The organism is Georhizobium profundi (assembly GCF_003952725.1).
GTDB classification, from domain to species: domain Bacteria; phylum Pseudomonadota; class Alphaproteobacteria; order Rhizobiales; family Rhizobiaceae; genus Georhizobium; species Georhizobium profundi.
This window is the reverse complement of record NZ_CP032509.1, coordinates 1,028,959-1,045,624: the sequence shown is the minus strand read 5'-3', so window position 1 is coordinate 1,045,624 and position 16,666 is coordinate 1,028,959. Positions and strand designations below refer to the sequence as shown.

The 16,666-nt window shown below is 64.0% G+C and carries 14 protein-coding genes and 1 tRNA gene; 9 read left to right on the top strand and 6 right to left on the bottom strand.

The window, feature by feature from the left end; translation table 11 throughout:
* Window positions 1-15: 15 nt before the first annotated feature.
* Together D5400_RS04880 and D5400_RS04875 are read right to left on the bottom strand one after the other, a co-directional pair.
* Window positions 16-1,113 carry a CobW family GTP-binding protein gene (locus D5400_RS04880; protein WP_126008223.1) on the bottom strand — a complete coding sequence of 366 codons (1,098 nt, stop codon included), beginning with the start codon at window positions 1,111-1,113 and terminating at the stop codon, window positions 16-18.
* Complete coding sequence (locus D5400_RS04875; protein WP_245451434.1) at window positions 1,110-2,561, bottom strand: D-alanyl-D-alanine carboxypeptidase family protein; 1,452 nt, start codon at window positions 2,559-2,561, stop codon at window positions 1,110-1,112. Before D5400_RS04875 ends, D5400_RS04880 begins: the two co-directional genes overlap by 4 nt.
* On the opposite strand from D5400_RS04875, the gene D5400_RS04870 reads away from it, so the two are divergent.
* Both D5400_RS04870 and D5400_RS04865 read left to right on the top strand, forming a co-directional pair.
* A complete protein-coding gene (locus D5400_RS04870) occupies window positions 2,490-3,653 on the top strand; it encodes a M20 aminoacylase family protein (protein WP_126008221.1) in 1,164 nt (387 codons plus the stop codon). The genes D5400_RS04875 and D5400_RS04870 overlap by 72 nt on opposite strands.
* Window positions 3,654-3,698: 45 nt before the next feature.
* Window positions 3,699-3,774, top strand: a tRNA-Arg gene (locus D5400_RS04865).
* A 120-nt stretch (window positions 3,775-3,894) separates the two neighbouring features.
* On the opposite strand, the gene D5400_RS04860 is transcribed toward D5400_RS04865, so the two are convergent.
* Complete coding sequence (locus D5400_RS04860; protein WP_126008219.1) at window positions 3,895-4,266, bottom strand: hypothetical protein; 372 nt, start codon at window positions 4,264-4,266, stop codon at window positions 3,895-3,897.
* A gap of 179 nt (window positions 4,267-4,445) precedes the next feature.
* On the opposite strand from D5400_RS04860, the gene D5400_RS04855 reads away from it, so the two are divergent.
* On the top strand, window positions 4,446-4,715 hold the full coding sequence (locus tag D5400_RS04855) for a hypothetical protein (protein ID WP_126008216.1): 270 nt from the start codon (window positions 4,446-4,448) through the stop codon (window positions 4,713-4,715).
* A gap of 23 nt (window positions 4,716-4,738) precedes the next feature.
* Here the strand turns inward: D5400_RS04855 and dxs are convergent, their stop codons facing one another.
* Complete coding sequence (gene dxs / locus D5400_RS04850) at window positions 4,739-6,691, bottom strand: 1-deoxy-D-xylulose-5-phosphate synthase (protein WP_126008213.1); 1,953 nt, start codon at window positions 6,689-6,691, stop codon at window positions 4,739-4,741.
* A gap of 131 nt (window positions 6,692-6,822) precedes the next feature.
* Between dxs and bchI the strand changes: the two genes are divergently transcribed.
* The 5 genes from bchI to D5400_RS04825 are packed head-to-tail and all read left to right on the top strand — an operon-like array spanning window position 6,823 to window position 13,161.
* On the top strand, window positions 6,823-7,851 hold the full coding sequence (bchI, locus tag D5400_RS04845) for a magnesium chelatase ATPase subunit I (RefSeq protein ID WP_126008211.1): 1,029 nt from the start codon (window positions 6,823-6,825) through the stop codon (window positions 7,849-7,851).
* Window positions 7,848-9,644: a VWA domain-containing protein gene (locus D5400_RS04840; protein ID WP_126008209.1), complete on the top strand. Its 1,797-nt coding sequence runs from the start codon at window positions 7,848-7,850 to the stop codon at window positions 9,642-9,644. Before bchI ends, D5400_RS04840 begins: the two co-directional genes overlap by 4 nt.
* 6 nt (window positions 9,645-9,650) lie before the next feature.
* Entirely contained in the window at window positions 9,651-10,589 is a 939-nt protein-coding gene (bchO, locus tag D5400_RS04835) for an alpha/beta fold hydrolase BchO (protein WP_126008207.1), read from the top strand.
* Window positions 10,590-12,113, top strand: coding sequence for a phytoene desaturase family protein (gene crtI, locus D5400_RS04830; protein ID WP_126008205.1), 1,524 nt, complete (start codon window positions 10,590-10,592; stop codon window positions 12,111-12,113). It begins immediately after the preceding gene.
* Window positions 12,091-13,161 (top strand): phytoene/squalene synthase family protein, encoded by a 1,071-nt coding sequence (locus tag D5400_RS04825; protein WP_126008203.1) that lies wholly within the window; start codon window positions 12,091-12,093, stop codon window positions 13,159-13,161. Before crtI ends, D5400_RS04825 begins: the two co-directional genes overlap by 23 nt.
* 134 nt (window positions 13,162-13,295) lie before the next feature.
* Here the strand turns inward: D5400_RS04825 and D5400_RS04820 are convergent, their stop codons facing one another.
* Together D5400_RS04820 and D5400_RS04815 are read right to left on the bottom strand one after the other, a co-directional pair.
* Window positions 13,296-14,009 (bottom strand): hydratase, encoded by a 714-nt coding sequence (locus tag D5400_RS04820; RefSeq protein ID WP_126008201.1) that lies wholly within the window; start codon window positions 14,007-14,009, stop codon window positions 13,296-13,298.
* Window positions 14,010-14,140: 131 nt separating this feature from the next.
* A complete protein-coding gene (locus D5400_RS04815; RefSeq protein ID WP_164527800.1) occupies window positions 14,141-15,703 on the bottom strand; it encodes a phytoene desaturase family protein in 1,563 nt (520 codons plus the stop codon).
* Window positions 15,704-15,774: 71 nt separating this feature from the next.
* Here D5400_RS04815 and D5400_RS04810 point away from each other — a divergent pair, with 71 nt between their 5' ends.
* Window positions 15,775-16,665 (top strand): polyprenyl synthetase family protein, encoded by an 891-nt coding sequence (locus tag D5400_RS04810; RefSeq protein WP_126008197.1) that lies wholly within the window; start codon window positions 15,775-15,777, stop codon window positions 16,663-16,665.
* Window position 16,666 lies beyond the last annotated feature (1 nt).

Genomic DNA, 16,666 nt, shown 5'->3' with positions numbered 1-16,666 from the left:
GCGAGATCCGGTTTCCTAGAACCGGTGACCCGGCACGACCAGCGGGTTTGATTCCAGCGCTACGCGATCAGCCCGGTCGGCAGCGGGCTGCCCGGCGAAAGCGCCGAAAAGGTCCCGGACGAAGTCTTCACCCAGATCGCGCGTGATCACGACGATGCGCGTGCGGCGATCGTTATCCGGCCATGACGGCAATCGTGCCGGCGGATGGAAGGTACCCTGGACGCCATGAATGACGAGCGGGCGCTCCGGATTGTCCGAAAGCCCGACGATCCCCTTCATCCGCAGCACGCGTTCGCTGTGCGCCGAGCGCAGGAGATCGATGAACATCGCGATGGCATCGCGATCGACCAGGCCATCATGTACGAGCGTGAAGGCGCGGATGCGTGCATCGTGGCGGTTCACATCGTGATGATGGTGGTGATGGTGATGGGCCGCCGCAATCGCCTCGTCGCGCAGCCAGCGTTGAACGTCCGCTGTCTTGGTCTCGGGATCGTAGAGCCCGCAATCGAAAAGCGCAGCGTAGCCTGTTTGCGCTTCCTGGGCATCGAGAAGCGGCGCACCCGGGTTCAGGGCGCCGATGCGCGCGCGCAGCGCATCGAGCGGTGCATCTTCGGCCAGATCCGTCTTGGTCAGCACGATCCGGTCGGCGACCGCCACCTGTTTGACGGCTTCCTCATGCCGGTCGAGCGTGCCGATCGCATTCAGCGCGTCGAGCGTCGTGATGACGCCGTCGAGCCGCAGGCTGTCGACGAGCACGGGATGGCCCATGACCGCCTGCAGCACCGGCGCCGGGTCGGCAAGGCCGGTCGTCTCGATCACGATGCGGCGCAGGCGCTCGATGCGGCCCGTCTGCAGCCTGTCGACGAGCTCCGCCAGGGTATCCACCAACTCCCCGCGCACCGTGCAGCAGAGGCAGCCATCCGATAGCTCGATCACGCCATCGCTCGATTGCTCGACGAGCAGATGATCAATGCCGACATCGCCGAATTCGTTGACGATCACGGCCGTATCAGTGAGTTGCGGATCCTTCAGCAGGCGGTTGAGCAGCGTCGTCTTGCCCGAGCCCAGAAAGCCCGTCAGCACGGTCACTGGAATGGGGTCGTGACGCTTCATGGACGCGGCCTCGGCAGGGGCAGCGGCACATCGAGCGAAGGCCGCAGCCCGTCGGTCGACGCCTCGCCTTCCGGCGCGGATGTCGCAAGTGAGGCCGCCATGGGCGCTGAATCCTCCTCAAGCTCGACCAGACGCGGCCGCGGCGTGGGGATCGGCACATCCACCTGGATCGCAGCGACGCGCCCGCCCGTTCCACCCAGCGCAACGGCCACCGGCTCCAATTCGCGTTCGAGCGGGCGGATGAACGCCGAGCTCAGGATCAGCTCGCCATTGTCGTCGCGGCCTTCGGACCGCTGCGCAGCCGCTTCGGGCGAACAGATCTGCGGGCGCAGATCGGCCACCTCGGCATTGCCCTCGCCATAGGGCTGCAATTGCATGATCGGCGTCGCACTGGCGGGTATCGCTTCGGTCAGCCCCTCCTCCAGCAACCGCGCGGATTCTTCCGCCCGGTCAGCCAGGCTTTCGGCCCCGAAGACGACGGCGACCACCGAGCGGCCGTTGCGGCTTGCCGACGACACCTGGTTGAAGCCCGAGGAGCAGATGAACCCTGTCTTCATGCCATCGGCGCCCGGATAGCGCCCGATCAGCATGTTGAAGTTGGGATAGATGTCGTTGCCCGCCTGGATGGCCTCGATGCTGAAATAATCGGAATACTGCGGAAAATCGCGTTTGATCGCGAGCGCCAGCAAGGCCATGTCGCGGGCCGTCGTATACTGGCCTTCGCCCGGCAGGCCATTGGCGTTGATGAAGCGGGTCGACGTCATGCCGAGCCGTTCCGCCTCGGCGTTCATGCGAGCCACGAAGTTCCTGTCCGTGCCGGCAAGCGACTCCCCGATCGCCATCGCCACGTCGTTCGCCGACTTGACCATGATGATCTTGATGGCGTTGTCGAGGGTCATGGTGGCGCCTTCGCCATAGTACATCTTGCTCGGCGGCTGTGCAGCAGCCCGCGCGCTGAGCGTGACCGGCGACGTCAAATCCGCCTCACCGCTTTCGATGGCACGCAGCGCGATATAGGTGGTCATCAGCTTCGTCAGCGAAGCGGGGTACCAGCGCTTGAACGCATCCTCGTGCTCGATCACCCTGCCAGTTTCGACATCCACCAGCATGCGGGGAGCGGCTTCCGCAGCCGACAGCCCAACCATCGAAGCGAGAAGGCCTCCCGAAAGAAGGATGGCGGAGAACAGATGTGTAGCGCGGCTTTGCAGCACGTCATGCATTCCTTGGACAGTGGCGGCGAAGCCGAAGGCCGTACTTAACCTATATGGCGCCACCGTGGCAAAAAGATCGTTGATCCGGACGCTCCCGAGGTCCACATATTGGCGACCGAACCGGCTGCCATCTCGTGGCCTTGCACAAAAAATCAAGGATCGTTCATGCCCATCCTCAACCGCGCCGCCGAATTGCAGGAAGAAGTCGCGGGATGGCGCCGTCATCTGCACCAGCATCCGGAAATCCTTTTCGCCGTGCACGAAACTGCGGCCTTCGTTGAAAGCAAGCTCAGGGAATTCGGCTGCAACGAAGTGGTAACGGGGCTCGGCCGCACGGGTGTCGTGGGCATCATCCGCGGCCGCAACGGCGAGGGCCGGACGATCGGCCTTCGAGCCGATATGGATGCGCTGCCGATCACCGAGCAGACGGGCAAGGACTGGGCGTCGCGTTCCGCCGGGAAGATGCATGCCTGCGGCCATGATGGCCACACCGCCATGCTTCTCGGCGCCGCGAAATATCTTGCCGATACCCGCAATTTCCAAGGCTCCGTGGCAGTCATCTTCCAGCCCGCGGAGGAAGGCGGCGGCGGCGGCAATGAGATGGTGAAAGACGGCATGATGGAGCGCTTCCAGATCGCCGAAGTCTACGGCATGCACAATCTGCCGGGCCTTCCCGTCGGCGCGTTCGCGACCCGCAAGGGCCCGATCATGGCGGCGACGGACGAGTTCCGCGTGACGGTGAAGGGGCGCGGCGGCCATGCGGCCATGCCCCACGAGACCATCGATCCGATCGTCATCGCCGCGCAGATGGTGCAGGCGTTGCAGATGATCGCCTCGCGCAATGCCGATCCGGTCGATGCGATCGTCGTGTCCGTCACGCAGTTCAAGGCGGGCTTTGCGCACAACGTGATCCCGGAAGAGGCGGTCTTCTCCGGCACCGTGCGGTCGCTGTCCGATCACAACCGCGATCTTGGCGAAGCGCGCATCCGCCAGATCACCGAAGGCATAGCAGCCGCCCATGCCGCGACGGTCTCCATCTGGTACGACCGCAACTATCCCGTCACCTTCAACCATGCCGAGGAGACCGATCACGCCATCCAGGCGGCGGCGACGATCGCCGGCGATGACAATGTCGATGGCGACGTGGCACCCACACTCGGTGGCGAGGATTTCTCCTATATGCTGAACGCCCGGCCGGGCGCCTTCATCTTCATCGGCAATGGCGACACCGCAGGCCTTCACCACCCCCGCTACGATTTCAACGACGAGGCGATCCCCCACGGCATCTCCTACTGGGTCCGCCTCGCCGAGACCCGCCTGGCCGCCTGAACCCCTTGGCGAACGCCGCGGTCTCGATTATGGAAAGACCCGCGTGGTCCCGTAGCTCAGGGGATAGAGCACAGGATTCCTAATCCTGGTGTCGCAGGTTCGAATCCTGCCGGGATCACCAAACTCGGAACTTTGCAGCCCGGAGACGTCGGTAATACTTTTGCACCTCGGACATGGAGGACAATCGCATACCGACCAGCGGGTAACTTCCGCATGGCCAGACCCAAGGCAATAGTGCCGGTCACCCCAGCGCCACGATCACGTTATCCGGGTGGAGCGGACGGTTCATCCAGATGCGCACCCTTGTCCGCGTGCTAGGAACGTCCATAAAAAGAATTTCCGGGATGTTCGCGTCGAAGAGGTCCACGCGATAGTCAGGCGTATTGAGCGTACCGTCAAATCTCGGCGGAACAGCCTGTGGCTGCAGTTCTTCGAAACGGGCAAGCGTTACAGTCGTCTCCCCTTCGTTCCAGGGAAGAGCGCTGACATTTATGCAATCTTCAGTAGACACAACCCCGCGTAAGTCGTGATCGAGGGGAATCCTCACTCCATCGATACCAGAGATGTAGAAGCTGCAATAATCGAGTAAGACAGATGCCTTCTTGACCGTCATTCAATGATCCTCCGACGCGACAGGTGGCATGATCGAGGACCGTGCAGCGCAGATACAGATGTCATCATTGCCTGTGGCGGTTCACAATCTCCGAAATGCCACAGAGCAACGTCATATGCAGCGACGATTGGCCTGCCTGATGCGGTTGGCCCGCTGGGCGGAGCGGTGAGATGCCCTCAATGATCAAACTCGGACATTGGCGAGGCGCATTTGCCGTCGTGTCTGTCGCTATGCTTTTCCTCCCGGCGCTGGCCATGACGGTATCGACCGACATCGTCTGGGGAGTGGAGGATTTCCTGGCCGCAGCCGCAATCCTGGCCTTCGTGTGGTTGGCGATCGAGATGTCGGTGAGGCTATTGCCTGGGACGAGAGCGCGCGTTGCGGCAAGCGCCGCCGCGATCCTGGTCGCGCTCACGATTTGGGCACATCTGGCCGTCGGCGTTTTCTGACTTCCCTACGCGGATCGAACGGCTTATTCCCGCAGCCGATGCAACCGCACGATTTCCGGCTGGCGCTCGATCGTGCCGAGGCCGATGGCGGCTTCGGCCGCGGCGAGGATGGCGGTGCGATCGAGTTCGGCTTCCGCATACATCGCCTCCGGCTTGTCCTGCTGAATGAAGCGATCGGGCAAGGTCAGCGTGCGGATGCGACAGCCGCGGTCGAGGATGCCACGCTCCGCAAGCAGATGCAGCACATGCGCACCGAACCCGCCGCGTGCGCCCTCCTCGATCGTGATCAACACCGCGTGTTCGCGCGCCAGCGACAGGATCAGTGCTTCGTCGAGCGGCTTGGCGAAGCGTGCATCGGCAACCGTCGTGGAAAGACCCATCGCGTCGAGCCGTTCGGCCGCTGCCAGGCATTCCTGCAGGCGGGTGCCGAGCGACAGAAGCGCGATCTGCGTGCCTTCCTTCACGATCCGGCCACGTCCGATTTCGAGCACTTGGCCGACGCGCGGCATCTCGACGCCTGTGCCTTGGCCACGCGGATAGCGCACCGCCGAAGGACCGTCGGACAGCGCTGCCGCCGTTGCCACCATATGCACCAGTTCTGCCTCATCGCTCGCCGCCATGACGGTGAAATCCGGCAGGTTGCACAGATAGCCGAGATCGAAGGATCCCGCATGGGTCGGCCCATCGGCGCCGACGAGCCCCGCACGATCGATGGCGAAGCGCACCGGCAGACGCTGCAAGGCAACGTCATGCACGATCTGGTCGTAACCACGTTGCAGGAAGGTCGAATAGATTGCGCAGAACGGCTTCATGCCGGATGCGGCGAGACCGGCGCAGAAGGTCACCGCATGCTGCTCGGCAATGCCCACGTCGAACATGCGCGACGGAAAGCGCTTGGCAAAGCGGTCGAGACCGGTGCCATCCGGCATGGCGGCCGTGACCGCGACAATGGACGCATCGCGCTCCGCTTCCTGGATCAGCGCATCGGCGAACACCTTCGTGTAGGACGGCGCCTTGGCCACGCTCTTGACCTGAGTTCCGCTGGCGACGTCGAAACTGGAAACGCCATGGTACTTGTCAGCTGCTTCCTCGGCCGGCCGGTAGCCCTTGCCCTTGCGGGTGATGGCATGAAGGAGAACGGGGCCGTCCGACCGCTCCTTCACGGTCCTGAGGATGGGCAGTATCTGCGAAAGGTCATGTCCGTCGAACGGGCCGACATAGGAAAAGCCGAGTTCTTCGAACAGCGTCGCACCGGGCACCAGCCCTTTGACGAGCGTGCGGGCGCGCCGCGCGCCTTCCCTCAGCGGCGGCGGCAAATGGTCGACAGCGTTGCGCGCAGCCGACTTTAGGTCCTGCAAGGGCCGTGCGGCATAGAGCCGGGCAAGGTATTTCGACATCGCACCGACAGGCGGCGCGATCGACATGGCATTGTCGTTCAGGATCACGATCAGCCGGCTGCCGAGCGCGCCGGCATTGTTGAGCGCCTCATACGCCATGCCGGCAGACATGGCCCCGTCGCCGATCACGCAGATGACATGGTCGTCGCTGCCCTGGAAATCGCGGCCGACGGCGAAGCCTAGCCCTGCCGAAATGGATGTGGACGAATGGGCGGCGCCGAACGGGTCATAGGGGCTTTCCGAGCGCTTCGTGAAGCCGGACAGTCCGTTGCCCTTGCGCAAGGTCCGAATCCGATCGCGCCGGCCCGTCAATATCTTGTGCGGATAGCATTGATGGCCGACATCGAAGATCAGACGATCCTTCGGCGTGTCGAACACCGCGTGGATCGCAACCGTCAGCTCCACGACACCCAACCCCGCACCGAGATGGCCGCCCGTCACCGAAACCGCGTCTATGGTTTCGCGCCGGAGTTCGTCGGCCAGCTGGCGCAATTGCCTGTCGCTCAGCCGCTTCATATCACGGGGCTCGGTCACCTGATCGAGAAGCGGCGTTGGTGAAGGCATTTTCCTGCTGCTCATCATGGCTCTCCCGGCCTCATGACCTCCGACAATCCGTGACCGCCGATGGACGATTGGGTATGTCAATTCAGATTGACATATAATACAGTCACTGTCGACATACAGTTGGACACTCGAAAAGAGAGACGCGGATGCCACAGACCTATCCGTTCAGCGCCATTGTCGGTCAGTACGAAATGAAGCGCGCGCTGCTTCTGGCGGCCATCGATCCAGCAATCGGCGGCGTGCTGGTCCTCGGCGATCGGGGGACCGGCAAATCCACGGCCGTGCGCGCGCTGGCGGCCCTCCTTCCCCCCATCAAGACGGTGCTCGGCTGTCGCTTCAACTGCGATCCGGATGCGCCGACAGCCGGCTGCCCGGATTGCCAGCGCAATTCGAACGCACGCCTGAAGGTCGACAAGCGCCCAATTCCAGTCATCGATCTGCCTCTCGGCGCGAGCGAAGACCGGGTCGCCGGCGCCCTCGACATCGAGGCCGCGCTCACTCAGGGCAAGAAGACGTTTCAGCCGGGACTGCTGGCAGCCGCCCATCGCGGCTTCCTCTATGTCGACGAAGTCAATCTCCTGGAGGACCACCTCGTAGACCTGTTGCTCGATGTCGCTGCATCGGGCGTCAACCTCATCGAGCGCGACGGGCTGAGCCTGCGCCATCCGGCGCGCTTCGTCTTGGTGGGCAGCGGCAATCCCGAAGAGGGCGAGTTGCGGCCGCAGCTGCTCGACCGGTTCGGCCTGTCGCTCGACGTGACATCGCCCACCGATATCGCGGAGCGCATCGAGGTGGTGAAGCGACGTGATGCGTTCGAGCGCGATCCCGCGCAGTTTCTCGACAGCTGGGCCCGCAAGGACGCTGCGCTTGGCAAACGTATCCTCAAGGCCCGCGCGGAACTGAACGAAATCGCCGTGGGCGATGAAATCCTCGAGATTGCTGCCGGTCTCGCCATCAAGCTCAGCATCGATGGCTCGCGTGGCGAGTTGACCATGATGCGGGCAGCCCGTGCGCTTGCAGCCTACGAACAGCGCGAACGTGTCACGCCCGAACTTCTTCTGGCCGTTGCCCCATCCTGCCTGCGGCATCGTCTCCGCCGCGATCCGATGGACGAAAGCGGCTCGTCGATCCGTGTCGAACGCGCGATCGCCTCCATATCGGTTGCAGTCGCGTGACAGCCGACACCGGCGATCTCCCGATGCTTGAGCGGCCGGATGCACCAGACATCTGGTCGGCTGTCGCGAGGGCGGCGGATGTCTTCGCCACGGATCCGTTTCTGCTCGGCGGGATACATCTGAAGTCGCAGGCCGGGCCGGTGCGTGACGCGGCAATCGAATTTCTGCAGTCGCGCATCTCTAAACAGCTGCCTTGGCTGCGCATGACGCCATCGATCGCCGACGATCATCTTGTCGATGGATATGATCTCGCCGCGACGCTCGCGCAACGCGAACTGGTTGCACGATCGGGGATGTTGTCACGTGCCAAGGGCGGCATCCTGGTCATTGCCATGGCGGAAAGGCTGACAGCGCTGCAGGCCGCATTGATCGCTGCGGCGATCGATCGGCGCGAATTCGCAGTTCTGTTGCTCGACGAGGGTCTTTCGGACGAAGCCGTCCATCCCTGCCTGCTGGATCGCGTCGCGCTGACGCTGGAGCTTTCCAAGGGCCGCTTGCCTGTAAAACCGGGTGATATCGCCTCGGCGCTGGCAGCACCTCAGGAAACCCCACGCGAGGTCGCAGTGCCGGAGCCGGTGATGGAGGCTTGCTGCGCGTTGGCCCTCGCCCTCAACCGATCTTCCATGCGTGCGCCATCGCATCTTCTGAACGTGACCCGCATCCTCGCGCATCTGGATGGAGAAGCTACCGCCAGCACCGAGTCTCTGCGTGAAGCAGTCGGTCTTGTCTTCGGTCTCACCCCGATCGCCGCCGAAGACGACCGTGGTGAAAACCCGGAGACACAGGACATTCCACAACCCGACGACACGGCAGCCGAATCTGAACCCGAGCGCAATCAAGCCGAAAACCTGCCGCAGGATCTGGAAGATTCGGAACATGCCGGCGCCGACGAAACAATCGCGGTCGACATCCTCGACGCCTATCTGCCGGAAGACGTGCTTCAAGCCGCAACCGCAGCCCGGGGCGCACGCGGTGGCGCATCCTCCGGAAAGCGCGGAGCGAGCCAACGATCGGTAAGCCGAGGTCGACGTCTGGCTGCCCGGCCGCGACCTGAGAATGGTCGTAGCACGCTGGATATCGTCGCAACATTGCGCGCTGCGGTTCCATGGCAGACGATCCGGCGGACAGCGACGTCCTCGAATGTTACGACCGATCGGCCCATCGCGATCCAGCGCGAGGACTTTCGCTATACCCGCTTTTCCGCGCCCTCGGAAACGCTCGCGATTTTCGCTGTCGATGCGTCAGGGTCATCTGCCCACACACGGCTCGGCGAGGCGAAAGGCGCGATCGAGACGCTCCTTGGCCAGTGCTACGCCCGGCGCGACTCCGTGGCGTTGATCGTCTTCAGGGGCGCGCAAGCCGAGATCGTTCTGCCCCCCACCCGCTCGCTGCTGCGCGCACGGCGCGCGCTCGTCGCCATGGCTGGCGGCGGCCCGACGCCGCTTGCCGGCGGCCTCGCTCTTGCTCGTCTCCTTGCCGGCAAGGCTGCGGAGCGAGGTCAGAACGCGATCACCATCCTGATGACCGACGGCCGTGCCAATATTGCGCTCGATGGCACCGCCGGGCGCGAGCGCGCCGAGGCAGACACGCGCCGCATGGCCGCCGCGTTCCGGCTTGCCGGCCTCTCGAGCGTTCTGGTCGATACGGCACGGCGCCCGCGCGAACATGCAGCCGATCTTGCACGGGCCATGGGCGGCGAGTATCTGCCGCTTCCCGCCGGCCGCGCGCAGGATCTGAGCTTTGCCGTGCGCAGCCGAATTGATCGGCAATCCTCCAATACCAGGCCGCATTGAACGGCCATGAACGCGCTCTCCATCCACCGCTATCCGGACTGGAACGTGCTCGGCAGAGACTGGCCGAACCGGGAGCACAGCCGGTTCGTGCGGTCCGGCGCGCTCACCTGGCACATGCAGATTGCAGGCAGCGGTCCTCCGCTGCTGCTCATCCATGGCACGGGCGCGGCAAGCCACAGCTTTCGCCACATGCTGCCCGACCTCGCGCGTGATTTCACGGTGATCGTGCCAGACTTGCCCGGCCACGGTTTTACACGCGGTGCCGGCCAGCACGATCTCACACTGTCCGGAATGGCGCGCGCGCTCACGGCACTGATTGGCGAGCTCAAGCTTGCTATCGTTTGTGCGGCCGGCCACTCGGCAGGCGCGGCGATCCTGCTGCGCATGGCGATCGACGGGCGACTGCCGCAATGCAAGCTCATCGTCGGCTTCAATGCCGCCATTCGCCCGATCGCCGGCTCCGGCATTTACGGGCCGCTGGCGCGGTTGCTTTTCATCAATCCCATAGCGCCCAAGCTTTTTGCCTGGCGGGCGGAAAGCATGGATGCCACCCGAAGGCTGCTCGCCGGCACCGGTTCCACGATCGAGCCCGCAGGTGTTGCGCTCTATCGCGCCCTCTTTCGCCATTCCGGCCACGTGGCGGGCACGCTCGGCATGATGGCCAACTGGGATCTGGAAAGCCTCAACACCGACCTTGCCAAGCTCACGACGACGACCATGCTGGTCGCGACGAAAGGCGACAAGGCTGTGCCCTACGCCGACAGCCAGTCGGTCACCGCGCTGTCTCCGGCAATCACGGCGCTCATCCTCGATGAGGGAGGCCATCTCTATCACGAGGAACATCCCGACGAAGCGGCGCGCCTGCTCCGGCATCTCGCACTCGATGCCGGCATCGCAACGGGTACAGCGCGAACGGGCAGACGCGAACCGAGCGAGGATCGATAGATGCTGACCGTCGTGGACAATCAACGCCCCCAGCTCGCCGCTGACGACAAGCGTCCCCACGCCATCGTCATCGGCAGCGGTTTCGGTGGCCTTGCCGCGGCGGTTCGCATGGGGGCACGCGGCTACCGCGTAACCGTGCTCGAGCGGCTCGACGAGTTTGGCGGCCGCGCCGGCGTCATCCAACAGGACGGCTTCACCTTCGACCGCGGCCCGACGATCGTCACGGCGCCGCATCTTTTCGAGGAACTGTGGACGCTCTGCGGCAAGCGCATGCAGGACGATGTGGAGATGCTTCGCCTGAAGCCGTTTTACAAGCTTCGCTTCGACGACGGCGACATGATCGCCTGCTCCGATGATAGCGATGCTATGGAAGCGGAAGTACGGCGCGTGAATGCCGACGACCTGCCCGGCTATCGCCGCTTCATGAAGCTCAGTGACGAGATCATGGCGCTCGGCTTCGAGCAGCTTGCCGACCAGCCGTTTTCGACCGTCACGGACATGCTGCGCATCGCACCGGACCTGCTGCGGCTCCAGGGCTACAGGTCGGTGTTCGGCCTCGTCTCGGCGCATGTAAAGCACCCTAAGCTACGCACCATGCTGAGCTTTCACCCGCTACTCATCGGCGGCAACCCCTTGAGCGCGCCGGCGATCTACTGCCTGATCCCATCGCTCGAACGCCGTTGGGGCGTGCATTATCCGCAAGGCGGTGTCAGCCAGATCGTCGATGGACTGGTGAAGCTCATCCGAGGACAGGGCAATCTCGCGGTCACGCGCAGCGAAGTCGCAGCGATCACGATAACGGACGGCAAGGTTTCCGGTGTCCGGCTGTCCGACGGCACGCGGCTCGATGCCGATATCGTCATCTCAAATGCCGATCCCGCCGTGACGAGCGCCCTCCTTCCCAATGGCCAACGCCAGGCGAAGCGGCTGGTGAAGTCGCGCTATTCCATGGGGCTGGTCGTCCTCTATTTCGGCACCAAGCGACGCTATGACGATGTCGGCCACCACACCATCCTGCTCGGGCCGCGCTATGAGGGCCTGCTGAACGACATCTTCAAGCGCCGTCCGCTGACGGAGGATTTCAGCCTTTATCTGCACCGCCCGAGTGCCAGCGATCCATCCGTTGCGCCTTCCGGATGCGATGCCTTCTATGCCTTGACGCCCGTGCCCCATCTCGGCGCCGACATCGATTGGCAGGAAGCGACGGCAAGACGCCGCGACGCCATCGTCGAACGTCTGTCATCGACCCTGCTGCCGGGTCTGCGGGACGAGATCGTAACCGAGGCGATTGCCGTTCCCGATGACTTTGCCGAGCGCTATCTCTCGCCCTATGGCTCCGGCTTCTCGCTCGAGCCCATCCTGACCCAGAGCGCCTGGTTTCGCCCGCACAATCGCAGCGACGCCGCTGAACACCTCTACCTCGTCGGTGCTGGCACGCATCCAGGCGCCGGCCTGCCCGGCGTCATCTCCTCTGCCCGCATGCTCGACAGGATGGTGCCCGATGCCGTTGCCTTCAAACGCTAGATCGCCCCTGACGCCGCGCGACTGTGCCCAGTGCCGGCAGTCGATCCGCCAGGGGTCGCACTCCTTCTTCATCGCGTCGCTGCTGCTGCCGGTCGACGTGCGCGAACCTGCCTATGCCATCTACGCGTTCTGCCGCATGGCCGACGACATGATCGATCAGGCAGGTGGCGGCCCGGAGGCAATCGCTGAGCTCACCGCGCGGCTCGACAACATCTATCGCGGGCGACCCGCAAACCATTTCGTCGATCGCAGTTTCGCCGAAACCGTGGCTCGTTTCGCCATCCCGCAAGCGATTCCAGCCGCGCTCATCGAAGGCCTTGCCTGGGATGCCGACGGCCGCACCTACGACACGCTTGGCGACCTCGAGAACTACGCTGCCCGTGTCGCCGGCACGGTTGGCGTGATGATGACGCTGGTCATGGCAAGGCGAGATCCGTTCGTGCTCGCCCGTGCAGCCGATCTCGGCGTGGCGATGCAGCTGACCAACATCGCCCGCGACATCGGCGAGGACGCACGTGCCGGCCGGAACTACCTGCCGGAGGAATGGCTGCGCCGTGAGGGCCTGTCGAAAATCGCGGCAATAAAGCCCGATGGTGCCCGATCGGAAACGGTACGCCGGATGACGTTGCGGCTGCTTGACCGGGCGGAGTTTCTCTACGATCGCGCGCTGCCGGGCATCGCCGAGCTACCGGCCGATTGCCGCCGCGGCATCCAGGCTTCGCGCCTTCTCTATCACGCGATCGGTGACGAAATTCGCGCCGGCGTCGATTCGATCCATGAGCGCGCCATCATCTCGAAACGCCGCAAGATTTCGCTCGCCTTGAAGGCGGCCGCGATGCCACTACCATCGCCGGACGGCCTGAACCAACCATCGCTCCCGGCGACCCGGTTCCTCATCGATGCCGTCGAAGCCGAAGCACGCTCCCCGCGCCTGGAGACGCTGCCGCCCTGGTGGCGGTATGACGCCCGGGTCGTGCGCATGCTGCAACTGTTGGGCGCCTTCAAGGCGCGACGCGAACCGGACGGCGCGGCACAACTGGAAGGGTAGCCGGGATGTCGCCGGGCTGGATCATCTTTGCGGAACTGACGCTGGTTCTCGGCCTTGCACTCTTCTTCGGTTTTCGGGAATTGCGCAATTTGCGCCGCTACGACCGCGAACGGGCCGAGGCCGCAAAGAAACAATCAACGGAGTCGCGGCATCCGGAAGGGGAGCATGGCCTGGACGACCGGTGAGACGAAGCGCCGAAGATCCACGCTTTCATGCACCATCAAGCCGCGCCGTCCGCCGATGGACCCATCGATCAGCGAGCGCGTATAGAACGGCGCATCTTCGAGCGCCCTGACCAGCGCAGGCTTCACCCCGGGGTCGCTGCGCGTCCACCGATCCATACGCCATAGTCCCTTGGGAAGGCCCACGATGCCTTCGGGACCCGGCGGGACATAAGGTACGATCTCGCCGTCGACGACATCGATCGCCACGCAATGGGATCGTCCATCGCTCTCCGTCACGTCGTAGAGCAGCCGCGTTCGATCGCTGAGGTGCATCCGCGACCATGACCATTTGGAAAACGCCGTTTCCAGAGGCTCCGAGCCGTAGTTCATATCGAGATAGCCGTCGCCGCTCCAATGCAGATCCGGATTGTCGAACGCAAGGTCGACCCGTAATCGTGGCGCAAGCGGCCGCCAGCTGTGTTTACCGAGACGATCGAGCGCAAATGCATGGGGCATCACCTCCTCGAACGTGACCTTGATCGAGCCTTTCAGCGGCCGCGGCACGGGCATGCAGCGCTCGTCGATGCGAAACTCAAGCCCCGATGGCGTCCGCTCGACACTGCTCGTGCCGATCGAAAAACTGGTCTCGTCGCGCCTGAGGGAAGAGGCGCCCCGCTCCGTCATCGCCCATCGGTTTGCGCCTTTGCTATAGAGCGCGACGTTGAACGCGACATGGTTTTCCGGATTGGCAGCACTGCTCCTTCGCGCAAAACGATAATAGGGCGAGAAGACGCTGCCGACGAAGACGATGACGGTCAGCGCATGCTGCCCGTCATCGCTCGTGGCGTCGAGGTACCACCAGCAATAACCGTTCGCGCCGACATGGACGTCGAACCGAGGTCCATCCTTGCCGCCCGCGCTGCATTGATTCCCGATAACGCCACCATCGGAAGGCCCGGCCCGGGGTGGATCGCCCCGCCCGCCTGGTAGAGAAAGGGCACCGCCGTCCGCACCTTCGGACGTCGAAAAGACGACATGGCTCCGTTCGGCGCCGCGCCATAAAGCGCTCCGCCCGATCCCGGAAACAGCGCCTCGAAATCCGATGGCATCGTCACCCTGCACGTCACCTCGCGCAGCGTCAGCCCCATCTCCGCCAGGCGCTTCAAGATCGTGGCTTGCCATTGCTGGCGCTCCCTATCGTCTGAGACATGATCGTCGCCATTGGCCGGCGCATTGGCGAGGACAAAGAGGCGCTCCGGTTGTCCGGGCGTTGGCAGCCCATCGTCGTCCCGGTCCTGCGCACACACATAGAGCGTCGGCTCGTCCGGCATCTCGCGCCGGTCGAACAGCGTGGAAAACTCGCGGCAAGCGTCACTCGAAAAGAAGACGTTGTGGCGAACGAGATCGACCCCTTCGGCGATAGCCGTGAGCGACAGCGTGACAGCCGACAGGGAGCGTTCCTTTGGCGGACATGCGGCGGCAGCAGTGTCTCTGCTACGCCCGATGATCGACAGCTTCGACGGGTCGCCATTGTGAATGACAGCATGAGCGTTGAGCGCGCGGCCGTCGCCGAGATGGAGCCGATAACCGCTTGCAGGATCGGGCTCGATCTGCTCGACCCGGCTTCCCATCAGAAATCGGACACCGCGATCCCGGCACGCTTGCGCAAGCCCTTCGGCGAGCCGCACCATGCCGCCTTCGACGAGGTAGACACCGGCACGCTCCACATGGGCGATCGTCATCAACGGCCCTGGCGCCTGATAGGGCGAGCCACCGCAATAGGTGGCGTAGCGCCCGAAAAGCTGCCTCAGCCGCCTGTCCTGGAAGTGATCGCCGATCACCGCGTCAAACGAGCGAAACGGCGCGATCTTGAACATGGCGCCGATGCCGCCGCTCAGTGTCAGTGAAGCCGCGCTGGGCGCTGGCGCAGCCATGAAGCTGTCCTTGAGCGCCAGATACGCATCTTCGGCCCGGCGGCTGAAATCGATGTAGCCGCGCGCCTCGCGAGCGCTCGCAAAGTCAGCGACAGCAACTGCACTCTCCTGCAGGTCGGCAAAAAGATCGAGTTGGCTTCCGTCTGTCCAGAAATGCCGGGCAAGGCACCGTGACGGCCGCACGGTCACGTAGTGGGAGAGGCGCAATCCAACCTGCTCGAACAGACCTTCGAACACGTCGATCATCGTCAGCACGGTAGGCCCGGAATCGATAGCTGCTCCGGATACATCCAGGCTTCTCAGCTTTCCACCGGCGTACTCTCTCGCCTCCACCACCGTGACGCGCGCACCCGTTCCTGCCAGGGACAAGGCAGCGCTCAAGCCGCCGACCCCAGCGCCGACCACCACGATTTCGGCTCCTTCAATGTCCGACGCTGATGGCAACCAAGGCTCCTTGTGTAAATTTGAATTTACATGCAAGATGACCATGACATTTTACACCGGTGGAGGGAAGCATGCGAGCGATCGACCCCGGACAGGATCCCGGCATCAGAATCGAAGAGGCTTTGGCCGAGGTGCTGGCGCGCGCCTGCACAGGCCAAGCGCCACCCTTGCTGGCAGCGGCCTATCACCATGCCGTTTTCCCCGGTGGAGCACGGATCAGGCCACGCCTGACCTTGTCGGTGGCTGGTGCCTGCGGCGACGATCGCCCCGCAGTCGCCAATGCCGCAGCAGCTGCCATCGAGCTTCTCCATTGCGCATCGCTCGTGCATGACGACATGCCCTGCTTCGACGACGCCGACCTCCGGCGTGGCAAAGCCTCCGTCCACCTGGCATTCGGCGAGCCGCTAGCACTTCTCGCGGGCGACGGCCTGATCATTCTCGGCTTCCAGACACTGGCGATAGCCGGTGGCGTGAGCGCCGAGCGGGCTTTGCAGCTCACGATGATCCTCGCCCGCGCGACAGGCATGCCGGGTGGCATCGTCGCGGGCCAAGCTTGGGAAAGCGAGCCTGAAATCGACCTCGTGCTCTACCAGCAGGCCAAGACCGGCTCGCTTTTTGCGGGTGCCGCCATGGCCGGTGCCGCGGCCGCAGGGCAGCCGCACGAACAATGGGCAGGGCTCGGATACCGGCTTGGCGAAGCGTTTCAAGTCGCCGACGACATCCGCGACGTCTGCGCCACACAGGAAGAAATCGGCAAGCCAATCGGCAAGGACGATGCGTTGGGCCGCCCGAATGCGGTCAAGGCGCTGGGGCTGAAGGGCGCGGTTCGCCGCCTTACCTCGCTTATCGACGAAACGATCGAAGCCGTGCCGGATTGCCCCGGAAGGGACGCGCTGCGCCGTCAGATCCAGCGCGAATCCGCGCGGTTTCTCCCGGCATCCAGCGCGCTCCTCCCCGCATGAT